A 26014-nucleotide genomic window follows, 5' to 3' on the forward strand; every position below is an offset into this window, starting at 1 on the left:
CATCGCGTTTTTTTATGTCTGTAATGAGCTGTCAGGAATGATTTACAGAGATTGTGCCGCAGCCATCGCCAGTGAGAACGAGTAGATACGTGCATCAATATCGAAGATTTGCCCGTTAACCATAAACTCATCGGCCTGATATTGTTGCTGAAGAGACGCCAGTCCCTGAGCTACGGACACCTGATCGCCGACCAGTGACATACCCAGAGCACGGTCGACACCGTATTTTTCTGCCGGCGACCAGATATGATCCATATTTTCCACCGGAGCCGGTAACGGGCCGGGCATACCACGGCGCAGGTTAATAAATTGCTGCTGCTGTGAGGTGAACAGATAACGCGCTCTGGCTTTACTTTCCGCGGCAATCACATTCACTCCGATCATCACATAAGGCTCAGCCAGCCGCGCTGACGGACGGAATTTCTCCCGGTAGAGAGTCACTGCCTGCGACAGCATGTCCGGAGCAAAATGAGAGGCGAAAGCAAACGGCAGTCCCAGATGTGCTGCCAGCTGTGCACTGTACAGACTGGAACCCAGCAACCATAACGGGATCTGCAGGTCAGTACCTGGCACCGGCTGAACGTCAAAATGGCTGCCAGCCGGTGCATCAAACCAGCGGATCAGTTGTTCAATATCCTGCGGAAAGCTGTCTTCTGCGCTGCCACTCATATGGCGGCGTAACGCCATCATAGTCCGTTGGTCTGAACCAGGCGCACGGCCGATACCTAAATCAATTCTTCCCGGATATAAGGTGGCAAGGGTACCAAACTGCTCAGCAATCACCAGAGGCGCGTGGTTAGGTAGCATTACGCCGCCTGAACCGAGGTGTAAGTGTTGAGTATTTGCCGCAAGGTAGCCAATCAGTACCGAAGTGGCCGCGCTGGCAATCCCGGTCATATTGTGATGTTCGGCCAGCCAGTAGCGATGATACCCGGCAGACTCGGCAAATCTGGCTAATGCCAGTGAATTGGTAAACGCGGCACGCGGATCAGACTGTTCCGGAATCGGAGACAGATCCAGTACCGAAAGTTTGAAGGGCTTGAGGTCAGACATATTCATACCTTTATCACACCGGGATCTCTGGCGTATTACCGGCAGAGTGATGCAAAACGCATCACTCTCAATGTATCGGTTTTTCTGTCGGATCAGCTAAGCGGATTGTGCCCCGTCGCTGTCTGCAATGCCATCCCTTCAATATTACGCCAGTAGCCATTGCAGTGAGTTGCGTCGGTAAGATCAAAAGGCATTGTTCCTTGCTGATTATCTCTAAACTGCTGTGTCAGCGCCGGTGTTTGCATATCTTCCGGCGACAGGCGCAACACATCAACCATTGACTGCATGCCTTTTTGCTCATTCCCCAGGTGGTAGCAATAGCCACTCATGGTCTGAATTCCGTTCAGCACAAACACCGGCTGTCCTTCCTGAGAAAGTACCTTTCTGCCCTGTGGATAATGAAGGCAGCAGGTCTCACAATGATCTTTATCGCGGTTTTCTGAACGGGCAGTAAAGCAGCGTGCCGACAAGGCCAGTGGCAGATGCCCATAACCAAACACCTCTACTTCAAACCTGTCTCTGAAACCTGCATCTTCGCACTCCTTCAGTAGTGTCTCCAGCCAGTCACGGGACAATTCTACCGGCATGCACCAGCGCACCATTCCTTGTTTCAGTAATATTTTCAGACTGGCTGCGTTGTATATATTCAGCGAATGCCCGGCGACAAACGGCAGCCGGTGCTCTGCGGCAAGATTCACGGTGCCCATATCACTGGCTTCAATCATAAACTCACCATTAGTAACATAGCGTTTCAGCTCTTTCAGTTCTGAAGGTGATTGCAGTAAGGCCAGGGTACTCAAAACCACCTGCTTACCGGCAGCGGCCAGTTGGCGGGCCATCTCCATCCACTGCGAAAAAGAAGTAGCACGCCGTTTACTACACACCGCTTCCCCAAGATAAATAATCTCAGCATCGCAGGTCGCGGCAGCACGATAAAATTCATTCAGAGTATCGGTTGGCCAGTACCAGAGCACTGGCCCGAGTGCATATTTCATGGTGGTTCCTATTGCCATTGGCGGTGCAAAGCACCGAGGGTAGTTTGTGTTCCTTCGGCCAGTTCGCTCAGTTGTTGCAGCCAGCGGGGGTCAATGGCGAAGTTATTGGGGGCGTGAAGGCAACGGTCAATCGCTTGTCGCCATACCGAAGACACCTGACGGACATATGCCGGACTGCGCTGGCGGCCTTCAATTTTTACCGACACAATACCCATTCGTTGCAGTTCCGGTAGCAGGGCCAGGGTGTTCAGGCTGGTGGGTTCTTCCAGCACGTGGTAGCGCTGCCCCTCCACCTGATAACGCCCCTTGCACAGCGTCGGATAGCCGGTATTTTCCTGCGGGCTGAACCGGTCAATCAGCACATTATTAAGCCGCGACTCCATCCCCTGAGTGGTCTCTTCCCAGCGGACAAATCTGGCCGGAGAGCAGGCACCTACGGTGTTTGGGGATTCACCGGTCATCCAGGAGGAAAGGTAACAGCGACCTTCAGCCATAATACACAGGCTGCCAAAAGCGAAGACCTCAAGCGGGACAGTGGTTTCGCGTGCCAACTGACGAACCTGATGCAATGACAAAACCCGCGGCAAAACCACACGGTGCACAGAGAATTCACGCTGATAAAAGCGGATAGCTTCGGTGTTAGTGACGGAGGCCTGAACGGAAAGGTGACGTTCAGTCTGTGGATAGCGGCAACAGGCATAGTCGAGCAGTGCCGGGTCGGCCATGATTAATGCATCGGCGCCGCTGTTTACCGCAATATCTACCGCCTGTTGCCAGCGCCTGAACCCTCCGGGATGGGCAAAGGTATTAATAGCAACATGTAATTTTTTGCGTTGCTGATGCAGATATTTTGCGGCCTGTTCCAGTCGTTCAGGGGTAAAGTTCAGCCCCGTGAAATGCCGTGCATTAGTGTCATCTTTCAGGCCAACATAGACTGCGTCGGCACCGTTTTCCGCCGCTGCTTTCAGTGCGGGAAGGTTACCTGCCGGACACAACAATTCCATAGATATCTCCAGATAAAAGCCGGTGAAAAAGTGTAGGGAAATTTATCAGCCTGAAAGTTGATTCAGGGCAGTGTATGACCGGATAGTCAAAAAAATCGTCGTCCGGGCAGATAAAATAGTGCTTCTGTTTTGAGTCAAGAGGAAAGGAAGACTATGTTGCAACGGTTACATCATCAACTGGTTACCGGGTTACCCAAATTAGTGGCAGGCCCGCTGGGTATTCTGCCTTTTTCCTGCAAGAAAATGTTTCTCAGACAACTGATAAACTGGCAATACCAGCAACTGATTGCGGCCGGTGATGTTGACTTTTTGCAGGACCGTCGGTTAGGGATCGATATTCGCGATCTGCGTCTGCAATGGGTGATGACCCTGCAGCAAGGTCGGATCATTATTACCGATGATACTGTCGCCGATGTGTGGTTCAGAGCAGGAATTAATGACCTGATATTACTCGCGGCAGGTCGGAAAGACCCGGATATGTTATTCTTCCAACGCCGGCTGGTAGTTGAGGGAGATACAGAGTTGGGATTAGCGGTAAAAAACCTGATGGATGCTATTGAACCAGAGTCTATGCCGGTGTTATTACGTAACGGGTTGCAGCATCTGGCTGCATTTACAGAAGCAGGAATGACACAGGACGCCAGCGTTATTACGGTGCGCGAAGAGAACTCATGCTAATTCGAACTGAAATTGGTATTGATGCACCAGGCATCGACCGTTTATTAAAAGACAGTTTCCCTTCAGATCAGGAAGCTAAACGGGTCAGAGAACTGCGTGAGCAGGGGCTGCTTACCCTGGGGATTGTGGCGACCGATGATGAGGGGCAGGTACTGGGTTACGCGGCTTTCAGCCCCGTCACGTCGGACGGCGAAGACAGTGGCTGGGTTGCATTGTACCCACTCGCGGTGAGCCATGAGTTTCAACAGCAGACACTCGACCAACAACTGGTCTGCGAAGCCCTGGATACCCTGAATGAATTTGGCTACAGCGCGGTCATTGCCGAAAACAACATGGACTGTCTGATTCCGGTCGGGTTCACTGTTTCACAGGGGCTGAACTACCAGTGCCCGAAGGGGCATTCGCCGCAAACTCTGCTGGTTTATCCGTTGGCCAATGGCCCTACCGATACTCTCAGTGGGGAACTACAGTTCTCAGCCCCTTTTTATGGCTGACCTGTCAGCCAGAGTAACAGATTGTCAGGTTGCTGCTCCACCAGTCGCAGTTTATCTGCCCGTGGCTGTTGTTTAAGCCGGTATTCAAGTTTCGATGCCCGCGACCGGTCACCGGCAGGACACTGGAAAACCAGCGTCAGTGGCCCTTTACCCCGTAAGGCTTTTGCGCCGGTGCCCTGCTGATGCTGCAAAAAACGCCGGGCAACATCGGTAGTGATCCCGGTATACAGCGCACCTGATGCGGTACGCACCATGTAAAGGAACCAGCAATCTTCTGTTGTCTGCATCTTTTTCCGTCCTGATCAGAGCAGGCAGTGTAGCGTGCTGTTTGTAACGATGCCATTGGTGAGTGGCTAAGGTTCTGAATTTGTCTGATTTAAAGCATTGCATTGACTATCTGAAAAAAAACCATGTACTGACCCTGTGTGCCGGGAGTGGCGAAACGCTGTGGGCCGCAAATTGTTTTTATGTCTTTGATGAACAGAGCGTCTGTTTCTGGCTGATGACCGAAGATACCACCCGACACGGACAACTGATGTTGGAAAACCCGCGGGTGGTGGGTACAGTCACGGCGACACCTAAATCCGTCATGCTGATTAAAGGGGTCCAGTATGCCGGCGAGATTTTTCGCCCGCAGGGCCAAAGAGAACAGCAGGCGCTGGCCAGTTATCAGAAGAAATTTCCGATAGCTAAAGCCATGAAAGCTCCGTTGTGGGAAATTCGTCTTGATGAACTAAAAATGACCAACAACACCCTCGGATTTGGTAAAAAAATTCACTGGCAACGCTCCTCCTAATGGTTTTCTGCTCAGTTCCTGCCCGATGACATAACGATCTTTAAGCCGGTGGGTTATGTCATCTGCTGGTCCTTCCCTGCAACACACACCTCCTGTCATCCTGGTTTTATCTTACTTAAAAAACATTTTTTTAACAAGAATAAGTTTATAGCATTCATAAAGTTAAATATTATTAACTAATTTCATTTGCAATCATCGACTGTGTTATATATTAGTTAACTCCGGCTCAGCCATCGGATGGCCTTGATCCCTGATTTAACCTGTATAACTTATTATAATTTTTTTTCGCCTGAGAATTCAGGCGCTGTGAGCAATTCACCTGCTAAATGTAAAACAGTAATTTATTTCATTATTTAATGTTTATTGAACAATGATTTATTCACAACCATCTGTTTTGAGGAAGGGGGGGATATATGCAAAACAGTACATCTTCTGAGCAGTCTGCCTGGTCATCGACTGCCCACCATATCGTTCAGCGTAATGAGAAAGGAATGTTACCTAACCTGACCTCACTGAACGGTATCAGGTTTATAGCCGCCATAAGTGTATTTCTGTTTCATTCATCACTGACACCAATTCTCGCGCCGTTCTCAAATCCGGCGGTCAGCGACTGGTATTATGTCATTTTTAGTAAGACCGGTTGGGTCAGTGTGTCGATGTTTTTCATTCTTAGCGGTTTCGTGATGGGCTGGTCATCCCGGCCGGTCGATCATCCCATCCGCTTTTACATGCGCCGTTTCGCAAAAATTTACCCGGTGAATGTGGTGGTGATGCTGATAACGCTGGTGACAGGAGTGATTAGTTTTCATCGGCCGGATATCTGGTTTCCCAACCTGTTACTGGTGCAAACCTGGATCCCGCGTGCTGAGAATTATATTGGCGGAAATACCCCCAGCTGGTTCCTCTGCGCTATTATCCTGTTTTATGTGATCTTCCCGGTGGTTTATCGCTGGGTCAAAGCCATTCCGGCCGACAAACTATGGACCACCATTTTCCTCTGCTATGCAGGTATGATCCTGAGTCAGTTAATTATTTATTATTTCACACATAACGAAGCGCCGTTGCCGGGCTGGCCATTCCGGGTCGGTGAAATTCAATGGTGGATTTCCTACACCTTTCCACTGACCCGCGTTTTTGAGTTTGTTATTGGACTGGTTTTATCCAGGATTATTCTTGAGGGTTACTTTATCCGGATCAGCGTTGTCACCAGTACCTTGTTGCTGCTGGCAAGCTATGTGATTGATGTGAACCTGCCTTTCCAGTTCAGTTATAACCTGATCACGTTGTATCCTTTAGTCTTCCTGCTGGGCTCGCTGGCGGTCGGGGATGTGCGTGGGAAGCGGTCATTCCTCAATTTACCGGTCATGCAGTGGTTGGGCAACATATCGTTCGGCTTCTATATGATTCATTTTTCCGTACTGATCGTGTTGAAGCGCTGGAGTGGTGACACAAAATATGATTTTTCTCATGGGATCCTGCTGGTGGCGTTGGCCGCAGTGGTCAGTGTGCTACTCGGCTGGGCGCTGTATAAGTATGTGGAAATTCCCTGTGGCAATTATCTTAACTCACTGACCAAAGGCAAAAAAACTGCACGCACCATGACTGAAGCGGGCTGACGGCAATATCGGCAGTTGCATGCCACCCCGTCGGCCCGGAATCGGGCCGGCGGCTCAGCGCAGATACCAGATGCGTTGGTTTTTACTGCCGCGCCATTTGAGCGTCAGATCTTTCTGGCTTTCTATAAATTTACCATCGATCAATACGTTAACGCGGCGGATGATGTCGCGTTGTGTGTCACTTAGCCAGTGAAAACGATAGCCAGTCCATAACCAGATATCTTTGCCAGGGCATTCATCCACCACCCGGCTGACCAGTTGTCGCACCGCACTCAGATTGGCCGGATGTAAAGGATCGCCGCCGGAGAGCGACAGGCCCTGACGACGAATCCGGGTATCGTTAAGATCGGCAATAATCTGGTCTTCCAGCTCATGGGTGAACGGGTGGCCGGAATCCACCCGCCAGGTAGACTGGTTGTAGCATCCCCGGCAATGGTGCTCGCAGCCGGCAACAAACAGCGTACAGCGGGTACCGGGCCCGTTAATCACATCCAGTGGATAATAACGGTGGTAATTCATGTCACTACCCCGGGAAACCATTCTGCAAATGTTTCACCCGACGTTTAACCTCTTCCTGTTTACCGGCATTAAACGGCCTGGCATCCGGGCTACCTAGGTATCCGCAGACTCTGCGGGTCACTGATACTCTGGCCGAATTATGATTACCGCATTGCGGGCAGGTAAATCCTTTACTGGTACAGCTAAATTCTCCTTTGAAACCGCAGTCGTAACATTCATCAATCGGTGTATTGGTACCATAGTAAGGAATCCGGGAATAGCTGTAGTCCCAGACATCTTCCAGGGCTTTCAGGTTATGGCGCAGATTAGGATATTCGCCGTAACAGATAAATCCGCCATTAGCGATTTCCGGATAAGGGGCTTCGAAATCAATTTTATCGTACGGGTTCGCTGTTTTTTCCACATCCAGATGGAAACTGTTGGTGTAATAGCCTTTGTCGGTCACACCCTGAATCACCCCAAATTCAGCGGCATCCAGCCGGCAAAAACGGTCGCACAGGTTTTCGCTGGGTGTACTGTAAAGACTGAATCCGTAACCGGTGTCAGTTTTCCATTGATCGGTCGCCTGACGTAACCGGTGCACGATAGCCTGTGCTTTCTGTTGTAGTTCAGTGGAATCGAACAGATGTTGCCGGTTGCCGGTCAGGGCATTAATGGTCTCATGCAGGCCAATATAGCCCAGCGAAATGGAGGCCCGGCCATTGCGGAAAATCTTACCGACTTTCTCATCTGCCTGTAACCGGACACCACAGGCACCTTCCATATACAGAATAGGAGCCACCCGTGCACAGGTGTTTTCCAGACGACTGATACGTGTCATCAGCGCCTGCCGTGCTACTTCCAGCCGACTCTCCAGCAGAGACCAGAAGCGGGTTTCATCGCCTTCAGCCTGCAACGCGATACGTGGCAAATTCAGGCTGACCACCCCAATATTATTTCGTCCTTCATGGATTTGCTGACCGTTTTCTTCATAGACTCCCAAAAAGCTCCGGCAGCCCATAGGGGTTTTAAATGACCCCGTCACTTTGACGACCTGATCATAATTCAGGATATCGGGGTACATTCGCTGGCTGGCGCACTCCAGAGCCAGTTGCTTAATATCATAATTGATATCTTCGGGGCGATGATTCACTCCTTCCCGAATCGCGAACACCAGTTTAGGGAAAACCGCGGTTTTATGATTTTTTCCTAACCCGTTAATCCGGTTTTGCAGGATGGATATCTGTATCAGCCGGGAAGCCCGGGTGGTGCCCAAACCGAAGCCAAAGGTGACAAAGGGGGTCTGACCATTGGCCGTGTGCAGGGTATTCACTTCATATTCCAGCGACTGAAAAGCATCAAAACACTCTTTACGGGTACGGGCATCGGCATAGCCTTCCACATCATGAATTTGCCATTCCCTGGCAATTTCACGATGCCGTTGCAGGCTGGCTTCAACATACGGGGCCAGTACTTCATCAATCCGGTTGATGGTGGTGCCGCCATAAATATGGCTGGCGACCTGGGCAATGATTTGCGCAGTGACCGCGGTGGCGGTGGCTATCGATTTCGGTGGAGTGATTTCGGCATTACCCATTTTGAATCCGCGGGTAAGCATGCCCTGCAGATCAATCAACATGCAGTTAAACATCGGGAAGAACGGTGAATAATCCAGATCGTGGTAGTGGATATCGCCGCGATCATGGGCCTGCATGACTGACGCAGGTAAAATATGCTGCCTGGCGTAATGCTTTGCCACAATCCCTGCCAGCAAATCCCGCTGGGTAGGAATCACTTTGCTGTCCTTATTAGCATTTTCGTTCAGCAGGGCTGCATTAGTCTGTTCGACCAGTCCCTGAATTTCCTGATGCAGGCGGCCGCGCTGTTCCCTGGCTTTATCACGGTCATGGCGGTATTCAATATAGCTTCTGGCGATGGCCGGGTAACAGCCAGCCATTAAGCCGTTTTCGACTGTTTGTTGTATCCGGCTGATATCCAGTTCCGGAAACTGGCTGAGTTCCTCACAGATTTTTGTGGTAATCGTTTCACAATAGTTATTATCTGACACCCCGGCAGCCCGGGCCGCCGCACAAATTGCATTGAAGATCCTTTGGCGACAAAAAGCTACCTTGCAGCCATCCCGTTTAATAACGAAGTTAATCATCTCACTCACCCATATGTGGCGTTTTTTGTCATTTTAAACACAACATATAGTGTTTTCTGTGGAATAGTTGGTGAGAGTTTGATTCAGGACAAAGAAGCGCGGAAAGGAAGGATGGAGCGAATAAATGACCCGGGGTGGGGGGATAACCGTCCCCGGTAAGAGTGCCGGGAACAGTGTCGTGAAATTAGCGGCGTACGGCGATCGCTTCGATTTCGATTTTCACGTCTTTCGGTAAACGGGCTACTTCCACACAGGAACGTGCAGGGAAACTTGCCTGGTGCTCAGTGAAGAAGGCTTCATAGGTCGCGTTGACGGTGGCAAAGTCATTTAAATCTTTGACGAACACGGTGGTTTTCACAATATCACCGACAGTCAGACCCGCCTGCTCAATAATTGCCTTAACATTAGCCAGAGACTGGCGGGTTTGCGCCGCGACATCGTCTGCAACGTCACCGGTGGCAGGATCAACAGGGATCTGTCCGGAGGTAATGATCATATTGCCGAGATCGACAGCCTGTACATACGGGCCGATAGCGGCAGGCGCTTTATCTGTGCTGATGACGCGAGACATAAATTCCCCTTAATGATAGTTTCGAGGGCAACAAGCCCTCTGTCGATGTTTTCCCCATTATAGAAGGGTCAGTGGTGATTACCAGTGTCCGATAACAACATGATGCGCAAATTCTTTTTCACAGTATTTGCATTTCAATGAGATATCCTGTGCCCGCTGGCGAACGGTAAACTCGGAATTAACCGGCTCATTATGGCTGATGCAGTTGCTGTTCGGACAGGTCAGAACCCGCTCAATTCGTTCCGGCAGTGCCGGCACAATTTTGGCGACCACGTCATAGTTATCAATTCGGTTTACCGTAGCCTGTGGTGCATAGATAGCCAGCTGATTGATTTGGTCATCGGTCAGGAAAGTATTTTCTATTTTGATCAAATCTTTGCGCTGCATTTCACCGGACGGCAGATTCAGGCCAATGGTAATACGTTGATCGGTTTCGGTGAGGCGAAACAGTGACAGCAGCCGGAAGCCGACACGGGCAGGGATATGGTCAATCACCGTACCGCATTTAATCGCTTCTACCTGTAATTTATTATCCTGAGTCATGGCTGTCTCTCCCCGTTATGCTGTCAGTTGTTCATTGAGTACTAATGCCAGCAAAGCCTGGCGGGCATAGATACCGTTGCCTGCCTGCTGGAAGTACCAGGCATGCGGAGTACTGTCAACATCGGTATCAATTTCATCCACACGTGGCAGCGGATGCAGCACTTTCATCGTCTCGCGGGCACCGGTCAGATCAGCGGCTCGTAAGACAAACTGTGCCTTAACGTTGGCATACTCAGACGGGTCCAGGCGCTCTTTCTGCACCCGGGTCATATACAAAATATCGGTCTGTGGTATCACTTCTTCGATGGATGCATGGCGGGACCAGGCGATATCTTTTTCATCCAGCAAATCGGTGATATAGGAAGGCATTGCCAGCGCATCCGGGGCGATAAAGAAGAAACGGTTATTACTGAACTTAGCTAATGCCTGGGTCAGTGAATGAACAGTACGGCCGTATTTTAAATCACCCACCATGGCAATATTCAGATTATCCAGTCGTTGCTGTGTTTCACTGATGGTGAACAGATCCAACAGGGTCTGAGTTGGGTGCTGGTTAGCGCCATCACCGGCATTCAGTACCGGAATATCACCGGAAAATTCGGTCGCCAGCCTCGCAGCACCTTCCTGCGGATGGCGCATAACAATAGCATCCACATAGGTACTAATCACCGAAATGGTATCTGCCAGGGTTTCACCTTTTTTACCCAGAGAGGTATTTCCGCCATCAGCGAAACCGACGACCGAGGCACCTAAGCGGTGAATGGCTGTTTCAAAAGATAACCGGGTGCGGGTGGAAGCTTCGAAGAAGCAGCTGGCAATGACTTTATGCTTCAGTAATTCCGGCCGGGGTGAAGCCTTCAGCCGGGCGGCAGTATCTAATACCAGCTCCAGCTCCTCGCGGGAGAGGTCATTGATGGAGATAATATGCTTTCGATAGAGAGGGTTAGCCATGAGTTATATCCTCGGCACGAACAGATGACAGGCAAAAAAAAGCCCCTGAAACAGGGGCTTTAACAGAATAGGGGTCTTCACAGGAAAAAAAAGGGCTACCACCCGCAGTCAGGCGGATACGGGCATCAGATTGTGTGATTACCTGCGGCATGTTTTTCCCCTGCAAATTTTCCGCGCATTATACCGGCCTGACAGTTTCTGACAAGAGTAGCGGGCGGTTAATCCTGCTTTCATATTCGTCTCCCGGTTACCCGGCACTGAGCAGGTGGCGGATTTGCTGATACAAAGGACCGATCTGCTGGCGATGTACCGGGGCAATCCAGACGTTATCACTGCCTGCCACCACTCCCATCATCTGTGGCAGTTGCTGACAATCGATAACTCTTGCGACCGCCCGTCCATAGCCGGCGGCAGTATGTACCAGGATAAACTCCTGATTATAAACGATATCCACGACCATTTCGGCAATGGTACGACTTGCCCTGGGTAAGGGTTGTGCCAGTGGATTGAGGGTATAGATGCGTTGTCCGCGGCTGTTGCGTATTTTAATCACCCCCAGTGTTTTCAGTAACCTGGATATGGTGGACTGACTGACCATCGGAAATCCGGAACGTCGGACATCCTGGCGTAATGCTTCCTGGGAAATATAGCTGTTTTGCAGAATCAGCCGCTGGCACAGTGCCAGCTGTTGAAGCTCCCTGCTGGTGGCGGGGGAGGTAATAGGCATAGAGGACATCTCCGTTGTCGGGCCTGATGAGATCTGCCGGCAGAAGTTATTCCATGCCGGCAGAGACTGCCTGAATAATTGCTTTCCTCTATCAGGCAGTACGCCGGCCATTATAGTAACGCGGAGACACTGAGCATAACTATGTTCATTATCACAAGAATGGCCAGTAACGGAGCGACCCATTTCAGATAACGAATGTATGGGACTCTGGCAATGGCCAGGCCGCCCATCACTACACCGGAAGTGGGTGTGATCAGATTAACCAGCCCTGAGGCTGACTGATAGACCGTCACGACCAAATCACGGCCGGTACCGGCAAAGTCTGCCAACGGCGCCAGAATCGGCATGCTGAGCACCGCCAGTCCTGAGGATGAGGGGATCAGGAATGACAGCACCACTTCAATCAGCCAGGTCACATTGATAAATACGACTGACGGTAATCCGCTGACCAGTTGTTCGGCGGCATTCAGTAATGAATGGGTAATCATGCCATTATCCATGATGACTACAATGCCACGGGCAATACCGATGATCAGGGCAACGCCCAGCAAATCGCGGGCACCATCGATAAACGTCGAGGTAAAGTTTTCCTCACTCATCCGTGCTACCAGTCCGACCAGAATCGAGGCCGCAAGGAACATGGCAGATATTTCGGCCATCCACCAGCCCTTTACCGAAACCCCATAAATCATAATCACAAAGGCCACAGCAAACAGACCGAGAATAATTTTACGTGTCAGGGTAAAAGGTAATGGCTCATCACTCTGCTGAGATAAAAAGTAGCGCCGGTTTTCTTCAGCATGATCGGCCAGCAATGATAGTTGCGGATTTTCGCGTACACGAATGGCATAGCGACGTACCCACCAGACACACACCAGCCAGCCACTGATAAGCATGATAATGCGCAGCGTAATACCTTCGGTAAACGGAATCCCTGCGGCATTAGCGGCAATCACCGTGGCGAACGGATTAATCGTGGAACCCAAAGTGCCAATACCGGCTCCCAGCAAAACCGTTGCGGCAGCGACCAGGGGATCGAAGCGAGCCGCCATCATCACGGGCACCAGCAGTGAGTAGAACGGCAATGACTCTTCAGCCATCCCGTAAATGGTGCCACCCAGAGCAAACAGCCCCATGAGTATCGGGATCATCCACTCTTCTTTGCCATGCAGTTTCAGGGTAACCCGCTGTATCCCGGCATCGATAGCGCCGGTTTTATTGGTGACACCGAGAAACCCGCCAATAATCAGGATAAACAGCGCAACATCAATGGCACCGGCCTGGCCGGTTTTGTGGTCCCAGAGACCGTCAATCGGAGCCAGCAGAATATCGCTGAGGCCTTGCGGGCTGGGGGCGACCGTATGATAAGTTCCGGCCACTGGCACTTCTTTGCCCAGACTCTCATTCATTGCCATCTGATACTGTCCGGCAGGAATCAGCCAACTGAGGGCCGCCACCAGAATAATCAGCACAAACAGAATGGTATATGCGGAGGGGAATTTAAACGTCTTCATTGCACTCTCTCCCGGAGAGGTACGCCATCACGGCGTACCTGCGGTCAGTTAGTCTGCCAGTGTTGCGACCATCACCGCTTTGATGGTGTGCATCCGGTTTTCTGCTTCATCAAACACAATAGAATGTGCCGATTCGAAAACCTCTTCCGTCACTTCCAGTCCTTTCAGGCCGTAAGTTGCCTCGATTTCACGGCCGACGGTGGTGTGTTCATTATGGAAAGCGGGCAGACAGTGCATAAATTTCACCGACGGGTTTCCGGTGGCCTCAATCACCTGCTGGTTAATCTGGTAAGGTTTCATCAGGCTGACACGTTGTTCCCAGGCTTCTTTGGCTTCACCCATCGAGACCCAGACATCGGTATACAGGAAGTCCACGCCTTTCACTCCTTCGCTGACCGATTCGGTCAGGCTGATTTTGGCACCGCTGGTGGCGGCAATGGCCTGACACTACTTCACCAGCGCCTCGTCGGGCCAGAATGAGCGGGGAGCGACCAGCCGGATATCCATTCCCATGATAGCGGCGCCGACCATTAGCGAATTTCCCATATTGTTCCTTGCATCACCCAGGTAAGCAAAGCTCAGTGAAGACAACTCTCTGCCCGGCGCATGTTCCTGCATGGTCATCAAATCCGCCAGAATCTGAGTGGGATGGAACTCATCGGTCAGTCCGTTCCAGACCGGAACCCCGGCAAATTCCGCCAGCTCTTCAACAATATTCTGACCGAAGCCCCGGTATTCGATACCGTCATACATCCGGCCCAGTACTCTGGCGGTGTCTTTCATCGATTCTTTATGGCCTATCTGAGATCCGGAAGGGCCCAGATAAGTCACACAGGCGCCCTGGTCGAATGCAGCAACCTCAAAAGCACATCGGGTTCGGGTCGAACTTTTTTCAAAAATCAGCGCAATATTTCTGCCACTGAGTTTCGGTTGTTCAGTTCCTTGTTGTTTATCCTGTTTCAGTTGGCGGGCCAGATTCAACAGGTAATGGATCTCTTCGGCGGTGTAATCCAGCAGTTTCAGAAAATGGCGTTGTTTCAGAGTCACTGACATATCAAAGTCCTTATTTAAATTATCCGTGGGCCGGTCCTTGCCCTGAGTGGCGAACCGGCGTTGATTGGGTTGGTGCAGACGGGCATTCAGCCCGGCATAATCAGCGTGCCTTTTTTACCATTGAGGATCATGCGGCCATCCTGTAATGAGCCGATACCGGCAATACCCTGACAATCCCGAACAAAGCGGCAGCAAGCCGAAACTTTCGGCCCCATCGAACCTGCATCAAACTGCAACTCCTCCAGAGAGCTGACGCTGGTCTTGCCAATGGCCTTTTGTGCCGGGGTATTCCAGTTCAGGTAGACGGCATCGGCATCGGTCAGAATCAGCAGCGCATCGGCTTTTAGCTGGCGGGCCAGCATGGCGGCAGAGAGATCTTTATCAATAACTGCCTCAACCCCCTGCAATCCCTGACCGTGTTCGGTGACCGGGATCCCGCCTCCGCCATTACAGATCACCAGATGATCTTCTGCCAGCAAGGCGGTAATGGCCGCATTTTCGACAATACTGACCGGCTGCGGAGAAGCGACGACACGGCGAAATCCGCTGCCATCCGGTTTGACGGCCCAGTGTTTCTCTGCGGATAACTTAATCGCCTGTTCTTCGGTATACATCGGGCCGATATATTTGCACGGGTCGAGGAATGCCGGATCTTCAGGATCGACTCTGACCTGCGTCAAAAGAGTCGTGACCTGCTGATGTGGCAGGCAGTTTTTCAGGGCCTGTTGCAGCATATAACCGATCATCCCCTGAGTTTCTGCGCCCAGCACATCCAGCGGATAGGGTTTCACCGCCGGATAGGCTGCGTTCTGTAAAGCCAGCAGACCGACCTGTGGCCCGTTGCCATGGACCAGCACAACACGCCAGTCTGCCGTCAGTCCGGCAATGACTTCCGCAGCGGTCAGGATATTTTTTTGCTGAATTTCAGCTTCCAGAGGGTCACCGCGCTTCAGTAACGCGTTTCCCCCCAGTGCGACAACCAGCGTGGGTTTATTTTTCACTGTGATTCTCCCTGTGGTTAAATTCCGTCCCGTTCCAGCGGACAACTCATACATCTGGCACCACCACGTCCTCTGCCCAGCTCATCACCGGCAATCGGCAGCACGGTAATCCCGGCCTTATCATATTTTTCGTTAGTCCAGACGTTGCGCTCATAACCAATGACGACCCCCGGACGAACGGTCAGAACATTATTCGCGTCGTTCCACTGTTCGCGTTCTGCCTCAAAGCGGTCGCCTCCGGTAGTTATTAACCGGATCTGGTCAATGCCCAACGCCTGCTCCAGTGCTTTCAGGAAACTGCTTTCCGCCGTGCGACACAGGCCTCCATGGCCGTCCGGGGTCAGGGTCCAGCAGGTCATATTCTGATTAATGACTTGTGGATAGACAGAAAACGTATCAATATCCAGATGGGTCATGACAGTATCGAGATGCATGCAGGAGCGTTGCTGTGGCAGCTCCAGTACAATGACACGGCTGGCCTGTTGGTGTTTAAACAGCGAACTGGCGAGAAATTCTATGCCCTGCGCCGTGGTTCTTTCCGACAAACCAATCAGGACGGTCCCTCGTCCAATCACCAGCACATCACCGCCTTCCAGGGTGGCGTGATCATAATTCAGGTTATCGTCACCGTAATAGCGGATGAAATCACCGTTGCTGAAGGCCGGATGCCAGCGATAAATGGCTCTCAGGTTATGGGTTTCACGTTGTCTGGCGACTTTGGCCATCGGGTTAATACTTACCCCCTGGTAAATCCAGCAGGAAGTATCGCGGGTAAACAGGTGGTTAGGCAGCGGACGGGTAATAAAATCATCCTGATCGGTCTGACGGCCGGCGATATTTCTGATCTCAGGAGGCAGTTCATCACAGGTCAGTCCTCCGGTCAGGTGTCGGGACAGTTCCCGGTGCGGCATCTGTCCCAGCCAGTCACGGATGTCAGCGGCAAAACATGGGCCCAGGCGATAGTCAGAAATCTGAGTTTTCAACAGCCAGTTTTTGGCTTCAGGAACGTCCAGAGTTCTGGTCAGTAAATCAGTCAGCAGCAGGACATCCACACCTTGCTGACGTAGCGTATCGGCAAATTTATCATGTTCCTCTCCGGCCCGTTCTACCGACAAAACATCGTCAAATAACAGATCCTGGCAGTTGCTGGGAGTCAGTCTCTTCAGACTGAGATTGGGACGATGTAGCAGTACAGTGCGTAATGTGCCTATTTCGGAACCGACATAATGCTTTTCCATAGATGCTCCTTATCGGTGGAATAAACAGCATCAGGGAAAGTAACCCTGACACTGCTCCTGAAAACAGTTTGAAAATAACCAAAAGGCGTCAGGTGAAAATGTGATGATATTCAAAGAGTGAAATAAACTGACGGCGGATAAACTATTTGATGAGAGAGATCATTAAGTGGTGATTTGCTGATTATCAGAAAGTGAAATTAAAAATAAATTATTGCGATAATTATTTGTATTTTCCGGATTTATAGCAAAAGTCTCCTGTCAGGATTATTTTTATCTTGATGATAAATATCAATTTATTTTTTATTTTGCATATTTATACATTTGTGTGGCTGGTTATTTTTTTGACAGTGGTTAAGGAAGGATATTTATTCATTCTCAGTGGAATATCTGAAAAGTTATATTTATGACCTGCGCCTGATTATTAATCATAACTGCAGGAAAACAGAGGGTTAAAAAACCATGCAGTATCATCGGTTGCCAGGGTATGCATTACTGATGAATAAAATTACCGACGCCAAACAGAAATTTCCGGTCGCGGATAAATAATTATATCTGCACGGGCAGGAACAGGGCTCCGGCAACCCCTCAGGGAGCCGGAGACCACAGCCAACCAGTTACTGCTGACCCAGGGTGGCAACCATGACCGCTTTGATGGTGTGCATGCGGTTTTCTGCCTGATCAAACACAATACTGTGTTCCGATTCAAAAACCTCGTTAGTCACTTCAATGCCGTCGGTAAACCCGTACTGCTCAGCCATCTGTTTACCCACCGAAGTTTGATCATCGTGGAAGGCAGGCAGACAGTGCAGAAACTTAACTCCGGGATTGCCGCTCAGTGCCAGCATCTGTTGATTGACCTGATAAGGGCGTAGCAGGGCAATACGTTCAGCCCAAGCTTCTTTGGCTTCCCCCATGGAGACCCAGACATCGGTATAGATAAAGTCAGCGCCTTTCACCCCGTCAGCGACTGATTCAGTCAGGGTAATTTTACCGCCGGTTTGCGCTGCCGCTGCCTGGCACTCTTCCACCAAACCGTCTTCAGGCCAGCAGGCTTTGGGTGCGACCAGCCGTAAATTCAGCCCGGTCAGTGCGGCAGCTTCCAGCATTGAATTTCCCATGTTATTTCGTGCATCCCCGACATAGACCAGGGTCATCTCAGAGAACTTTTTACCAGGCAGATGTTCCTGCATCGTCAGCAGATCGGCCAGCAACTGGGTCGGGTGAAATTCGGTGGTCAGGCCGTTCCAGACCGGAACACCGGCAAATTCTGCCAGCGTTTCAACAATATCCTGACCGTAACCCCGGTACTGAATACCGTCATACATTCTGCCCAGCACCCGAGCCGTGTCTTTAATCGATTCTTTATGTCCAATCTGGCTGCCACTGGCACCCAGCCAGGTGACACGTGCGCCCTGGTCATAAGCGGCAACTTCGAAAGAGCAACGGGTACGGGTCGAATCTTTTTCGAAGATGAGCGCGATGTTTTTTCCCTGCAAGGCAGGTTTTTCTGTGCCCTGTTTTTTTTCTTTTTTCAGGCGGGCAGCCAGGCTCAGCAGTTGTTCGAGTTCGGCGGGGGTAAAATCTAACAGTCTCAGAAAATGACGCTGATACAGCTTACTCATACATCGCTCCGGATAGTAAAAATAATATGAATTAATATTCAATCTATATGTATGAATATTCATTTTCAACCTTATTTTCAGTTATCTGGTGCTTTAGTGTAGTGCCGCGTCGGAGGCTGTGGGAAAATAGCCGTTTAGCGAAGGGGGCTGACCCCTGAGTGCACCTGAGGAACATCCGATGACTTTTGAATCCTTTATGGAAGAACAGCGCGAAGAAACACGCGAAATTATTGAAGAATTACTGGAAGATGGCAGCGATCCTGATGCGCTCTATACCATCGAACACCATTTGTCCTGTGACAGTTTTGATGCGCTGGAAAAAGCTGCCGTTGACGCATTCAAGCTGGGCTATGAAGTGACCGACCCTGAAGAGCTGGAACTGGAAGACGGCACCACTGTCATGTGCGTGGATATCATCAGTGAAGTCGCCCTGAAAGAAGATCTGATTAATGCCCAGATCGAACAGCTGGTGAAAATGGCCGGTAAACACAACGTCGATTACGATGGCTGGGGAACTTACTTCGAAGACCCGGACGCCGAAGACGAAGAGGACGATGAGGATGACGCCGGCCCGGAACAAGGTGATACCGGCGTTCGTCACTGAGGGTGACCGATCTCTCCTGAAAGCTACCCCCTGCCTGAGCTGGCTGCCGGGCCGGGGTGTTTTTGTTTGCTGGTTTTTTCGCTGAAAGTCGCTGAGTTATGAATTACGCTGCCCTGGTTGAACCGCTGTTACAGTTTCTGCATTGCCGTACCCCGCAAGCCTGGATTGATGAAGCCAGCAAACCGGAAAATTTGCCGCTGCTGCTGACCGACCATCTGACCTGTGAACTCAAAGCCGCTCAGACGGCCGCCTGGTTAATTCGAAAATATGCAACGGATAAACCAGGCGGGGAAGCGCTGAATCAGTGGCTGATACCTTATGAGAATTTTATTTACCGCGAACATCCGGACAGCGATTTTATTCAGGCTCATCGCAGTCTGGGCAAAAATATTCACCGTAAAGAAACCTTTCCCTGGTCGGATGAACTGATTGATAAGATGGTGCTGCTGATTAAGGAAGAGCTGCATCATTTTTATCAGGTCTGGGAGATTATGCAGGCCCGGGGAGTGGTCTACCGGAAGATCACCGCCAGCCGCTATGCCAAAGGGCTGTTGCGGGAGGTGACCACCCATGAACCCGATACGCTGGTGGATAAGCTGATTTGTGGCGCCTATATTGAGGCCCGTTCCTGTGAACGTTTTGCGGCACTGGCTCCCTGCCTGGATGCTGAACTGGCAAAGTTTTATCGTTCATTACTGCGTTCTGAAGCGCGCCATTATCAGGATTATCTTTCTCTGGCGCGTCAGATCTCGCCGTACGATATCACCGCCCGTATCCGGAAAATTGGAGAAACCGAAGCCGAGCTGATCACCTCTGCTGACCGGCAATTACGTTTCCATAGCGGACCGTTGGCAAAAATTTAAAAGCTGATGATTCTTTTAGGTTTTTGTGGCTAACGTAAAAATTTACGGTCGTTAGTTTCATATTGTTGTTATTTTAAAAAATAAAATTCTGGTAGTTTGTCGTAATTCTTGTGTTTTTATCTGAATGTTTGTCAGTTTGTGACTGATAACCATTGTTATTCATTTATTTTGAATAAGATGAGCAATTTGTTCAGCTTTTGTCTTGTCGGTTACAGGCCTATGATTCGTTCCATCAAGGCAAACCGGCCTTCTGACAAATAAATGAATTAAGGTGAACTCATGAAATCTATCAAAACTTTCGTCGCTGTTGCTGCTCTTTCCCTGGTGTCTTTCGGAAGCTTTGCACAAAGTATCACTGCCTGTGCGGATACTCTGGATGCCGCAGAAGCGCAGATCGCAGCTCAGGCCCATAAAGCGGGTGCTTCTTATAAAATCACCGAAGCTACCTATAAAAATGGCGTACATATGACTGCGGAACTGAGAAAATAACTCCTGTCACTACAGCTCATCGTGGCTCCGGCCGCATGGGCTGTGATGGTCTGCCAGTATCCCACGTCTCCATCCTTCCATAGTAAGCCCATACTTTCGGCTAAACAGCGGTTTTTCATTAATGACAAGCAGCACCGTGACTCCTGAGATACCTGTCTGTCGTAACGGAACCGGGCCCCTGTCGTTTACCGGCTAAACAGAGTGGCGATGTCGCGGTTGTTCTGGCGGTGACTGGCCAGCATTTACCGCTAAAGTGCAGTTAACCTCATCAGCAATCCCTCTTTGCGGGAAACTCCTCATTTTATTAACAGGCCAGAATCCGGAAAATATCGCGGGCAGGGGAAGAATACTTCACGGCTGGTGAATCCTCTTACGAAGCCAGGAGAACACCATGAGTTTTATAAAAGGGGTTTGACGGCCAATAGTGTAAAAGACCACGATAACGAAATAACTTAATGTTTTAAAAGGAAAATGATCAACATCCAAATTGGACTTGTAAGTGGCGATTTATCACCTGATTTCGGGTAGACTTGCCTGTGATATTCTGGTTATTTTAAGGATAAAATCCATGAAAGTGAGCGAAGAAACCCTGCTGGAGTCCGGCTTCAGTCATTCTGATCTCCAGAAAATTAAAAGCAATGTGGAAAATTTCGGGGGAACTCTTGATGAAGTGATTCAGGATTTAGCAAAACGATTTAATGTAGCTAAGTGGATAACTATTGTTGCTTTTGTCATCCTGATTTTTACATCTGTTTTATCTACAAAAAATAACACACTCTCTCTGGCTTTTTCGTTGATTGTAGGATTACCTTTTATCTGGTATTTGACACCCGCTAAGCTTGCATTTAAAGCCTGGCGGTATAAACAATATTCTTCCGGGATTGAGGGCGATCAGTAATTGTCATCAGATCAAAAATAACTTTAGCCTTTACGCCGTATCCAACAATTTTCATGGTTAGTTTTGGTCGGCTTAACATACTGACTTTCCTGTAATAATCGACTGGGATATAGCGAAATAGTCTCCATGTTCCTTGCTTTCTTATTAAACCAAAAATGCTGTAAGCATTAGCAACAAGTGAGATTGATTTATACAAGCCTAATCCACTTTTAGAACTAAACCCCATAAATTCAGCCGTAGACATAGCTGCATTAGCAGCAAACCCTTCAGATGTAGAATCATGAAGTACCTGATGGCTAAATTCTTTGCTTAGCCCATTGAATCCATCCACAACGAGTATTGCTCCAGCCAGTACACCTAATGGATTAGCGCTGGCAAGTAGCGTTGTTCCTAAAGCTATCTCTGTTCCCGAAAGCACCACATTCACAGCAGAAATTACATACCCAACGATTTTATTATTTTCCCGGACGAACTCCACTTTGGCATAAAGTTTCGCCGCTTTCGTGCGCAGCATTCGACCCTGTACTTCAAGATTTTCGGTCTCTGCCCTGAGTTTTTTTACACAGGCCATGCATTCTTGATCTGATTTTGCGCGCCGGACTGCAGCAAACTGCTGCTCAACAACCTCTTTTATTTCCTGCACAAACTTCATCCGGGTCAGACTATCCCGAAGATGGAAGGAGGACAGCGTATTCGCTGTATTAATCAGCTTTCTGGCCTCAAGATTAACCATTGTTTCTGCCCAGTTTTTATTCCTGCCTGAGCGCATCATATCAGATAATGCAGCATCCATTTTTGTTCTCCCTGTATATTATATCGCCGATAATACTCCTTTGTTTTCAGCTGTAAACAACCGTCGTTTTAGTCTGAAATAAGTGGATCTCGATATGCCTGTTTTCTCCGATACGGCCTTAAATGAAACGCCCTGCCGAATAAGAGTCAGAGCCGAAGCTGTCGCCGGATGGGGCTTCCTGCCGAACCGAACACCAGAGGCCATTGCAGAAACCCGTCCTTCATTGGTTCGTTCCAGAATGCGCTCACGCCCGGCTTCTGCCACAGCAGCCAGGATCTGAATGACCATCTTCCCGAGCGTGCCTTCGGTACTGAGACCATTCACCGAAGCGACCATGAATAACGAAGTGCATATGACGGCGGAGCTGAATCAATAAACCGTTTTCGCAAAGAAAAACAGGCCTCTGAAGTGAAGAGACCTGTGACAAGGAAGGTACCTTAACGACCGGAGGTTTAGCAGTAAAGCTTAGCGTACGGTCTGACCACTCAGCGCTACCTGTGGGCGATCCAGTCCGTAAACTGACCAGTGCACCACATTATCACCGATATGGAAGAAAGCCGTTGCCAGGGTATTTTCCTGGTCCGGATCATCTTCTGCCAGCCGGTAGACCGGCAGTTCACCCACATCATCAGACAGGATCGACAGAACCTGTACCGCGGACAGATTTGTAGCCTCTGCTAACTGTCGGTCGATGGTCTGTTGCCGCGCCCCGGAGCTGTCGGTGATGACCTGACGGGTCTCCTGCTGTTGCGGATGAATAAGATGATTGGCATGACCGCGGTAACCCGCCATTTCGATAACACTGCTGCCGGTGCCGGTAGCTTCCACGCTGAATATTCGGTGATCGCCCGCCTGGCCCAGCGTATGGTGAAATGCGCCGGCGCGTGGCGACTGGCTGAGTATAGCGACCGCATCATCCAGCCGTTCGGCGTTCAGTGATGCTCTGGCCAACACCTGGCGGGGAAGCCCTGCCGGACGTTCCACGGCACGAATGTTATTGACCGCATTCACGATGCCATACTGATTGACAGCAAAGGTATGGCCGCAAATCGAACCCGGATAAGCAAAGCTGGTAAAAGCGGTACCTTGCTGCGGGAAAATTTCGGCAATAAAGCAATCATCACGAAGTTGGGGAAAACCATCTTCGTTATGAGCAATAAAGCCCTGACCAGCGCTGTCGCGACCGGCCAGGGTGGTACAACCATCCGAGGTCGAACGCACCAGGTCTCCCCGGCAGTTCCAGGCAAAAACTTCCTCTGGCGAGGCTTCCAGACCATAGGCCAGCCCCTGTAATTCCTGCCAGATCAGCGGGTAATCACGTTGTACCGCCAGAGCCATGGACTGCGCCTCTGGCGAGTTTTTCAGGCGGATTACCGTCTGCCACAACGCAGTCTGCGTCAGTTTCTGATGCCATGCCGCTCGTCCGGTGATACCGAGTTGTTCGCCGATGGCAAAGGCATGACCCCGGAGGGTGAGTTTTTTCATAAAATGTACGTCAGTTCTCTGTCAGGACACGTGCTGCAGGAATTCCTGCAAACGGGCACAACCATTACCGCCTTCAATCAGCTCAACCGGTGAACCATCTTCGGCAATGGTTCCGCCATCGATAAAGATTAGACGGGAAGCCACATCACGGGCAAAACCAATTTCATGAGTCACAATTACCATGGTCATACCTTCCTCCGCCAGTGACCGCATAACCTGCAGTACTTCATGACGCAGTTCCGGGTCCAGGGCTGAGGTTGGCTCATCAAACAGCATCATTTGCGGTTTTACCGCCAGTGCCCGGGCAATCGCCACACGTTGTTGCTGACCGCCTGACAGTTCAGAAGGGTAATGGTCAGCACGGGCCGCCAGGCCCACCCGCGTCAGCAGCTCCATGGCCTGCTTGCGGGCTTCGTCTTTACTGGTATGACGCACCTTGATAGGTCCGAACATCACGTTTTCCAGCGCAGTCAGATGCGGGAACAGGTGAAACTGCTGAAACACCATGCCTGCTTCACGGCGAATATCACGCTCATTAACATGGGGATCGGTCAGATGCATACCGGCTACCATCAGGTTCCCGGAAGAGATTTCTTCCAGTTTGTTAATGCAACGCAGCAGCGTCGATTTTCCTGACCCGGAAGGCCCGATGATCACCACAACTTCACCGGCATCAATTTTCAGATTGATATCGTGCAGCACCTGCGTTGAGCCAAAATTTTTCGAGACATTTTGAAATTCAACCATACTCATAAGATATGCATCCTTTTTTCCAGAGTTTTTAGCAGGAAGCTCAGACACAGAGTAACAATCAGGTAAAGTGCTGCAACTGCGGTCCATACTTCAAGTGCACGGAAGTTACCGGCAATAATTTCCTGGCCCTGACGGGTCAGTTCGGCAACCCCAATCACGATAAATAATGAGGTATCTTTAATACTAATGATCCACTGGTTACCCAGCGCCGGGATCATGCGGCGTAACGCCAGCGGCATGATGATGTACCACAGTGTCTCGCGGGAAGAGAGCCCCATCGCCAGACCGGCTTCACGGAAGCCTTTATTGATAGACAATAGTGCTCCGCGGGTAATTTCGGCAATATAGGCCCCGGAGTTAATCATAATGGTGACAACGGCCGCAGTAATTGGCTCAATATGCACCGGCAGAGCTAACGGCAGGGCGAAGTAGATAAACATCACCTGAACCATAATCGGTGTTCCGCGGATAAGTTCTACAAAAATCAAAGAGATGGTTTTTGATATCCTGCCCCCTAATGCACGGCTGACACCGGCCACCAGGCCAATGACAAATCCTCCAATTAAGCCGATGACTGAGATAAACAGGGTGAGCTTCAGCCCCTGCAACAGAATTGGCACGGCTTGCCAGACATAACTGATATCAAAATTCATAATGGTTATCCGCACGGTCAAAGAGAAAAGGGGCCAGCAGGGCTGGCCCAAAACGACAACTTATTTAGGTTCTTTGTCGAACCATTTCAGGTAAATCTTGTTATAGGTGCCGTCAGCACGTAACGCTTTCAGAGCTTCGTTAACACGTTTGGTGTAAGGGCTGTTTTTCTGCAGAGCGAAACCGTACTGTTGTGGCAGAACGCTGTCGTTCTCGCCGGTGGCTTTAATTTTGCCGTCACCCGCAGTTTTCACGTAGTACAGCACGTTAGGCGAGTCGTGAACTACGGCATCGATATTTCCGGCCTGCAGATCCAGGTAGGCGTTATCAATGTTCGGGAATTCAACATAGTCTGCTTTCACATGAGCTTTCATGTAGGTTGCTGCGGCAGTACCCTGTTTCAGACCGACTTTCTTACCTGCCAGGTCGCTGAATTTATTGATACCGGTCGCTGAACTTTTGACTGCCATCAGCAGGTCCGCATTGTAGTACGGGTCGCTGAAATCAACGGCCTGGGCACGTACCGGAGTAATAGTAATACCCGCCATTGCCACATCGATATTACGCGATTGCAGGCCTGGGATTAGACCACCGAAATCCATTGGCTGCAGTGTATATTCCACGCCCATTTTTTTGGCGATGGCATTCCACAGGTCAATATCAAAACCGACGTATTTGTCCCCTTGTTTAAATTCAAAAGGAACAAATGCGGTATCGACACCGACGGTCAGCTTGTCTTGTGCCATAGCACTAAAACTGAACGCACTTGCCAGTAAAGCCAGTGAGATACCAACAGTATTAATTGTTTTCAGCATAACGAATCCTTTTTATAAGATCGGATGTGTGTAGTCGTATTCTAAAAAGCAATAACTATGCCAGAAGTTGTAATAAATTATTTTCAACTAAAAATAAGTTAACTCACTGATTTAAAAAAGATAATCATGTTATCTGGCTGTTAAT

General features: G+C 50.0%; 28 protein-coding genes and 1 pseudogene. 8 read left to right on the forward strand and 21 right to left on the reverse strand.

What is annotated here, in order from left to right:
• Nucleotides 1-42: 42 nt before the first annotated feature.
• The 3 genes from HA49_RS00035 to ubiU all read right to left on the reverse strand — a co-directional run bounded on the left by HA49_RS00035 (nucleotide 43) and on the right by ubiU (nucleotide 3052).
• The gene (locus tag HA49_RS00035; RefSeq protein WP_038017324.1) at nucleotides 43-1053 is read right to left on the reverse strand and encodes a luciferase-like monooxygenase; all 1011 of its coding nucleotides are present in this window, start codon (nucleotides 1051-1053) and stop codon (nucleotides 43-45) included.
• A gap of 92 nt (nucleotides 1054-1145) precedes the next feature.
• Nucleotides 1146-2048 (reverse strand): U32 family peptidase, encoded by a 903-nt coding sequence (locus HA49_RS00040; protein WP_038017326.1) that lies wholly within the window; start codon nucleotides 2046-2048, stop codon nucleotides 1146-1148.
• Nucleotides 2049-2056: 8 nt separating this feature from the next.
• Nucleotides 2057-3052 carry a ubiquinone anaerobic biosynthesis protein UbiU gene (ubiU, locus tag HA49_RS00045; RefSeq protein WP_038016977.1) on the reverse strand — a complete coding sequence of 332 codons (996 nt, stop codon included), beginning with the start codon at nucleotides 3050-3052 and terminating at the stop codon, nucleotides 2057-2059.
• A gap of 153 nt (nucleotides 3053-3205) precedes the next feature.
• Between ubiU and ubiT the strand changes: the two genes are divergently transcribed.
• Both ubiT and HA49_RS00055 read left to right on the forward strand, forming a co-directional pair.
• Nucleotides 3206-3730, forward strand: a complete 525-nt coding sequence (gene ubiT, locus HA49_RS00050; RefSeq protein ID WP_038016978.1) for a ubiquinone anaerobic biosynthesis accessory factor UbiT — start codon at nucleotides 3206-3208, stop codon at nucleotides 3728-3730.
• The gene (locus HA49_RS00055) at nucleotides 3724-4224 is read left to right on the forward strand and encodes a GNAT family N-acetyltransferase (RefSeq protein ID WP_038016979.1); all 501 of its coding nucleotides are present in this window, start codon (nucleotides 3724-3726) and stop codon (nucleotides 4222-4224) included. Before ubiT ends, HA49_RS00055 begins: the two co-directional genes overlap by 7 nt.
• Here the strand turns inward: HA49_RS00055 and HA49_RS00060 are convergent.
• Nucleotides 4215-4511: a GIY-YIG nuclease family protein gene (locus tag HA49_RS00060; protein WP_038016981.1), complete on the reverse strand. Its 297-nt coding sequence runs from the start codon at nucleotides 4509-4511 to the stop codon at nucleotides 4215-4217. The two genes, HA49_RS00055 and HA49_RS00060, sit on opposite strands and share 10 nt — an antisense overlap.
• Before the next feature lie 80 nt (nucleotides 4512-4591).
• On the opposite strand from HA49_RS00060, the gene HA49_RS00065 reads away from it, so the two are divergent.
• Complete coding sequence (locus tag HA49_RS00065; protein WP_038016983.1) at nucleotides 4592-5020, forward strand: YhbP family protein; 429 nt, start codon at nucleotides 4592-4594, stop codon at nucleotides 5018-5020.
• Nucleotides 5021-5433: 413 nt separating this feature from the next.
• Entirely contained in the window at nucleotides 5434-6636 is a 1203-nt protein-coding gene (locus HA49_RS00070) for an acyltransferase family protein (RefSeq protein ID WP_052752401.1), read from the forward strand.
• A gap of 54 nt (nucleotides 6637-6690) precedes the next feature.
• On the opposite strand, the gene nrdG is transcribed toward HA49_RS00070, so the two are convergent.
• From nrdG to argF (HA49_RS00125), 11 genes and pseudogenes are all read right to left on the reverse strand, one after another.
• Nucleotides 6691-7155, reverse strand: coding sequence for an anaerobic ribonucleoside-triphosphate reductase-activating protein (nrdG, locus tag HA49_RS00075; protein ID WP_038016985.1), 465 nt, complete (start codon nucleotides 7153-7155; stop codon nucleotides 6691-6693).
• A 4-nt stretch (nucleotides 7156-7159) separates the two neighbouring features.
• On the reverse strand, nucleotides 7160-9298 hold the full coding sequence (nrdD, locus tag HA49_RS00080; RefSeq protein WP_038016987.1) for an anaerobic ribonucleoside-triphosphate reductase: 2139 nt from the start codon (nucleotides 9296-9298) through the stop codon (nucleotides 7160-7162).
• A 184-nt stretch (nucleotides 9299-9482) separates the two neighbouring features.
• Nucleotides 9483-9869, reverse strand: coding sequence for a 2-iminobutanoate/2-iminopropanoate deaminase (gene ridA, locus HA49_RS00085; RefSeq protein ID WP_038016988.1), 387 nt, complete (start codon nucleotides 9867-9869; stop codon nucleotides 9483-9485).
• Between the two features lie 78 nt (nucleotides 9870-9947).
• Entirely contained in the window at nucleotides 9948-10412 is a 465-nt protein-coding gene (pyrI, locus tag HA49_RS00090) for an aspartate carbamoyltransferase regulatory subunit (RefSeq protein WP_038016989.1), read from the reverse strand.
• A 15-nt stretch (nucleotides 10413-10427) separates the two neighbouring features.
• The gene (pyrB, locus tag HA49_RS00095) at nucleotides 10428-11363 is read right to left on the reverse strand and encodes an aspartate carbamoyltransferase (RefSeq protein ID WP_038016991.1); all 936 of its coding nucleotides are present in this window, start codon (nucleotides 11361-11363) and stop codon (nucleotides 10428-10430) included.
• Between the two features lie 247 nt (nucleotides 11364-11610).
• Nucleotides 11611-12090, reverse strand: a complete 480-nt coding sequence (locus HA49_RS00100; protein ID WP_038017334.1) for an arginine repressor — start codon at nucleotides 12088-12090, stop codon at nucleotides 11611-11613.
• A 110-nt stretch (nucleotides 12091-12200) separates the two neighbouring features.
• Nucleotides 12201-13604, reverse strand: coding sequence for a YfcC family protein (locus HA49_RS00105; protein ID WP_038016993.1), 1404 nt, complete (start codon nucleotides 13602-13604; stop codon nucleotides 12201-12203).
• Nucleotides 13605-13652: 48 nt separating this feature from the next.
• Nucleotides 13653-14657, reverse strand: a pseudogene (gene argF / locus HA49_RS00110) (ornithine carbamoyltransferase).
• Between the two features lie 86 nt (nucleotides 14658-14743).
• On the reverse strand, nucleotides 14744-15658 hold the full coding sequence (arcC, locus tag HA49_RS00115) for a carbamate kinase (protein WP_038016995.1): 915 nt from the start codon (nucleotides 15656-15658) through the stop codon (nucleotides 14744-14746).
• Nucleotides 15659-15675: 17 nt separating this feature from the next.
• Nucleotides 15676-16896 (reverse strand): arginine deiminase, encoded by a 1221-nt coding sequence (arcA, locus tag HA49_RS00120; protein ID WP_038016997.1) that lies wholly within the window; start codon nucleotides 16894-16896, stop codon nucleotides 15676-15678.
• A gap of 614 nt (nucleotides 16897-17510) precedes the next feature.
• Nucleotides 17511-18518, reverse strand: coding sequence for an ornithine carbamoyltransferase (gene argF / locus HA49_RS00125; protein ID WP_038016999.1), 1008 nt, complete (start codon nucleotides 18516-18518; stop codon nucleotides 17511-17513).
• A 178-nt stretch (nucleotides 18519-18696) separates the two neighbouring features.
• Here argF (HA49_RS00125) and rraB point away from each other — a divergent pair, with 178 nt between their 5' ends.
• From rraB to HA49_RS00145, 4 genes are all read left to right on the forward strand, one after another.
• Nucleotides 18697-19122 (forward strand): ribonuclease E inhibitor RraB, encoded by a 426-nt coding sequence (rraB, locus tag HA49_RS00130; RefSeq protein WP_038017001.1) that lies wholly within the window; start codon nucleotides 18697-18699, stop codon nucleotides 19120-19122.
• A 98-nt stretch (nucleotides 19123-19220) separates the two neighbouring features.
• Entirely contained in the window at nucleotides 19221-19985 is a 765-nt protein-coding gene (gene miaE, locus HA49_RS00135; protein ID WP_038017003.1) for a tRNA isopentenyl-2-thiomethyl-A-37 hydroxylase MiaE, read from the forward strand.
• 279 nt (nucleotides 19986-20264) lie between these two features.
• Nucleotides 20265-20474 (forward strand): YdgH/BhsA/McbA-like domain containing protein, encoded by a 210-nt coding sequence (locus tag HA49_RS00140; protein WP_038017005.1) that lies wholly within the window; start codon nucleotides 20265-20267, stop codon nucleotides 20472-20474.
• 568 nt (nucleotides 20475-21042) lie between these two features.
• Nucleotides 21043-21372, forward strand: a complete 330-nt coding sequence (locus tag HA49_RS00145; RefSeq protein ID WP_038017006.1) for a hypothetical protein — start codon at nucleotides 21043-21045, stop codon at nucleotides 21370-21372.
• Here HA49_RS00145 and HA49_RS00150 read toward each other — a convergent pair.
• From HA49_RS00150 to glnH, 6 genes are all read right to left on the reverse strand, one after another.
• Nucleotides 21320-22165, reverse strand: coding sequence for a DUF4225 domain-containing protein (locus HA49_RS00150; protein WP_038017008.1), 846 nt, complete (start codon nucleotides 22163-22165; stop codon nucleotides 21320-21322). The two genes, HA49_RS00145 and HA49_RS00150, sit on opposite strands and share 53 nt — an antisense overlap.
• 18 nt (nucleotides 22166-22183) lie before the next feature.
• On the reverse strand, nucleotides 22184-22453 hold the full coding sequence (locus HA49_RS00155) for a helix-turn-helix domain-containing protein (RefSeq protein WP_245610134.1): 270 nt from the start codon (nucleotides 22451-22453) through the stop codon (nucleotides 22184-22186).
• Nucleotides 22454-22630: 177 nt separating this feature from the next.
• A complete protein-coding gene (locus HA49_RS00160) occupies nucleotides 22631-23650 on the reverse strand; it encodes an acyl-CoA--6-aminopenicillanic acid acyl-transferase (protein WP_038017010.1) in 1020 nt (339 codons plus the stop codon).
• Nucleotides 23651-23671: 21 nt separating this feature from the next.
• Nucleotides 23672-24397, reverse strand: a complete 726-nt coding sequence (glnQ, locus tag HA49_RS00165; RefSeq protein ID WP_038017340.1) for a glutamine ABC transporter ATP-binding protein GlnQ — start codon at nucleotides 24395-24397, stop codon at nucleotides 23672-23674.
• Between the two features lie 2 nt (nucleotides 24398-24399).
• Nucleotides 24400-25056, reverse strand: a complete 657-nt coding sequence (gene glnP, locus HA49_RS00170; RefSeq protein ID WP_038017012.1) for a glutamine ABC transporter permease GlnP — start codon at nucleotides 25054-25056, stop codon at nucleotides 24400-24402.
• Between the two features lie 60 nt (nucleotides 25057-25116).
• Nucleotides 25117-25869 (reverse strand): glutamine ABC transporter substrate-binding protein GlnH, encoded by a 753-nt coding sequence (gene glnH / locus HA49_RS00175; RefSeq protein ID WP_084706328.1) that lies wholly within the window; start codon nucleotides 25867-25869, stop codon nucleotides 25117-25119.
• Nucleotides 25870-26014: the final 145 nt, after the last annotated feature.

The organism is Tatumella morbirosei, assembly GCF_000757425.2.
Lineage (GTDB): Bacteria > Pseudomonadota > Gammaproteobacteria > Enterobacterales > Enterobacteriaceae > Tatumella > Tatumella morbirosei.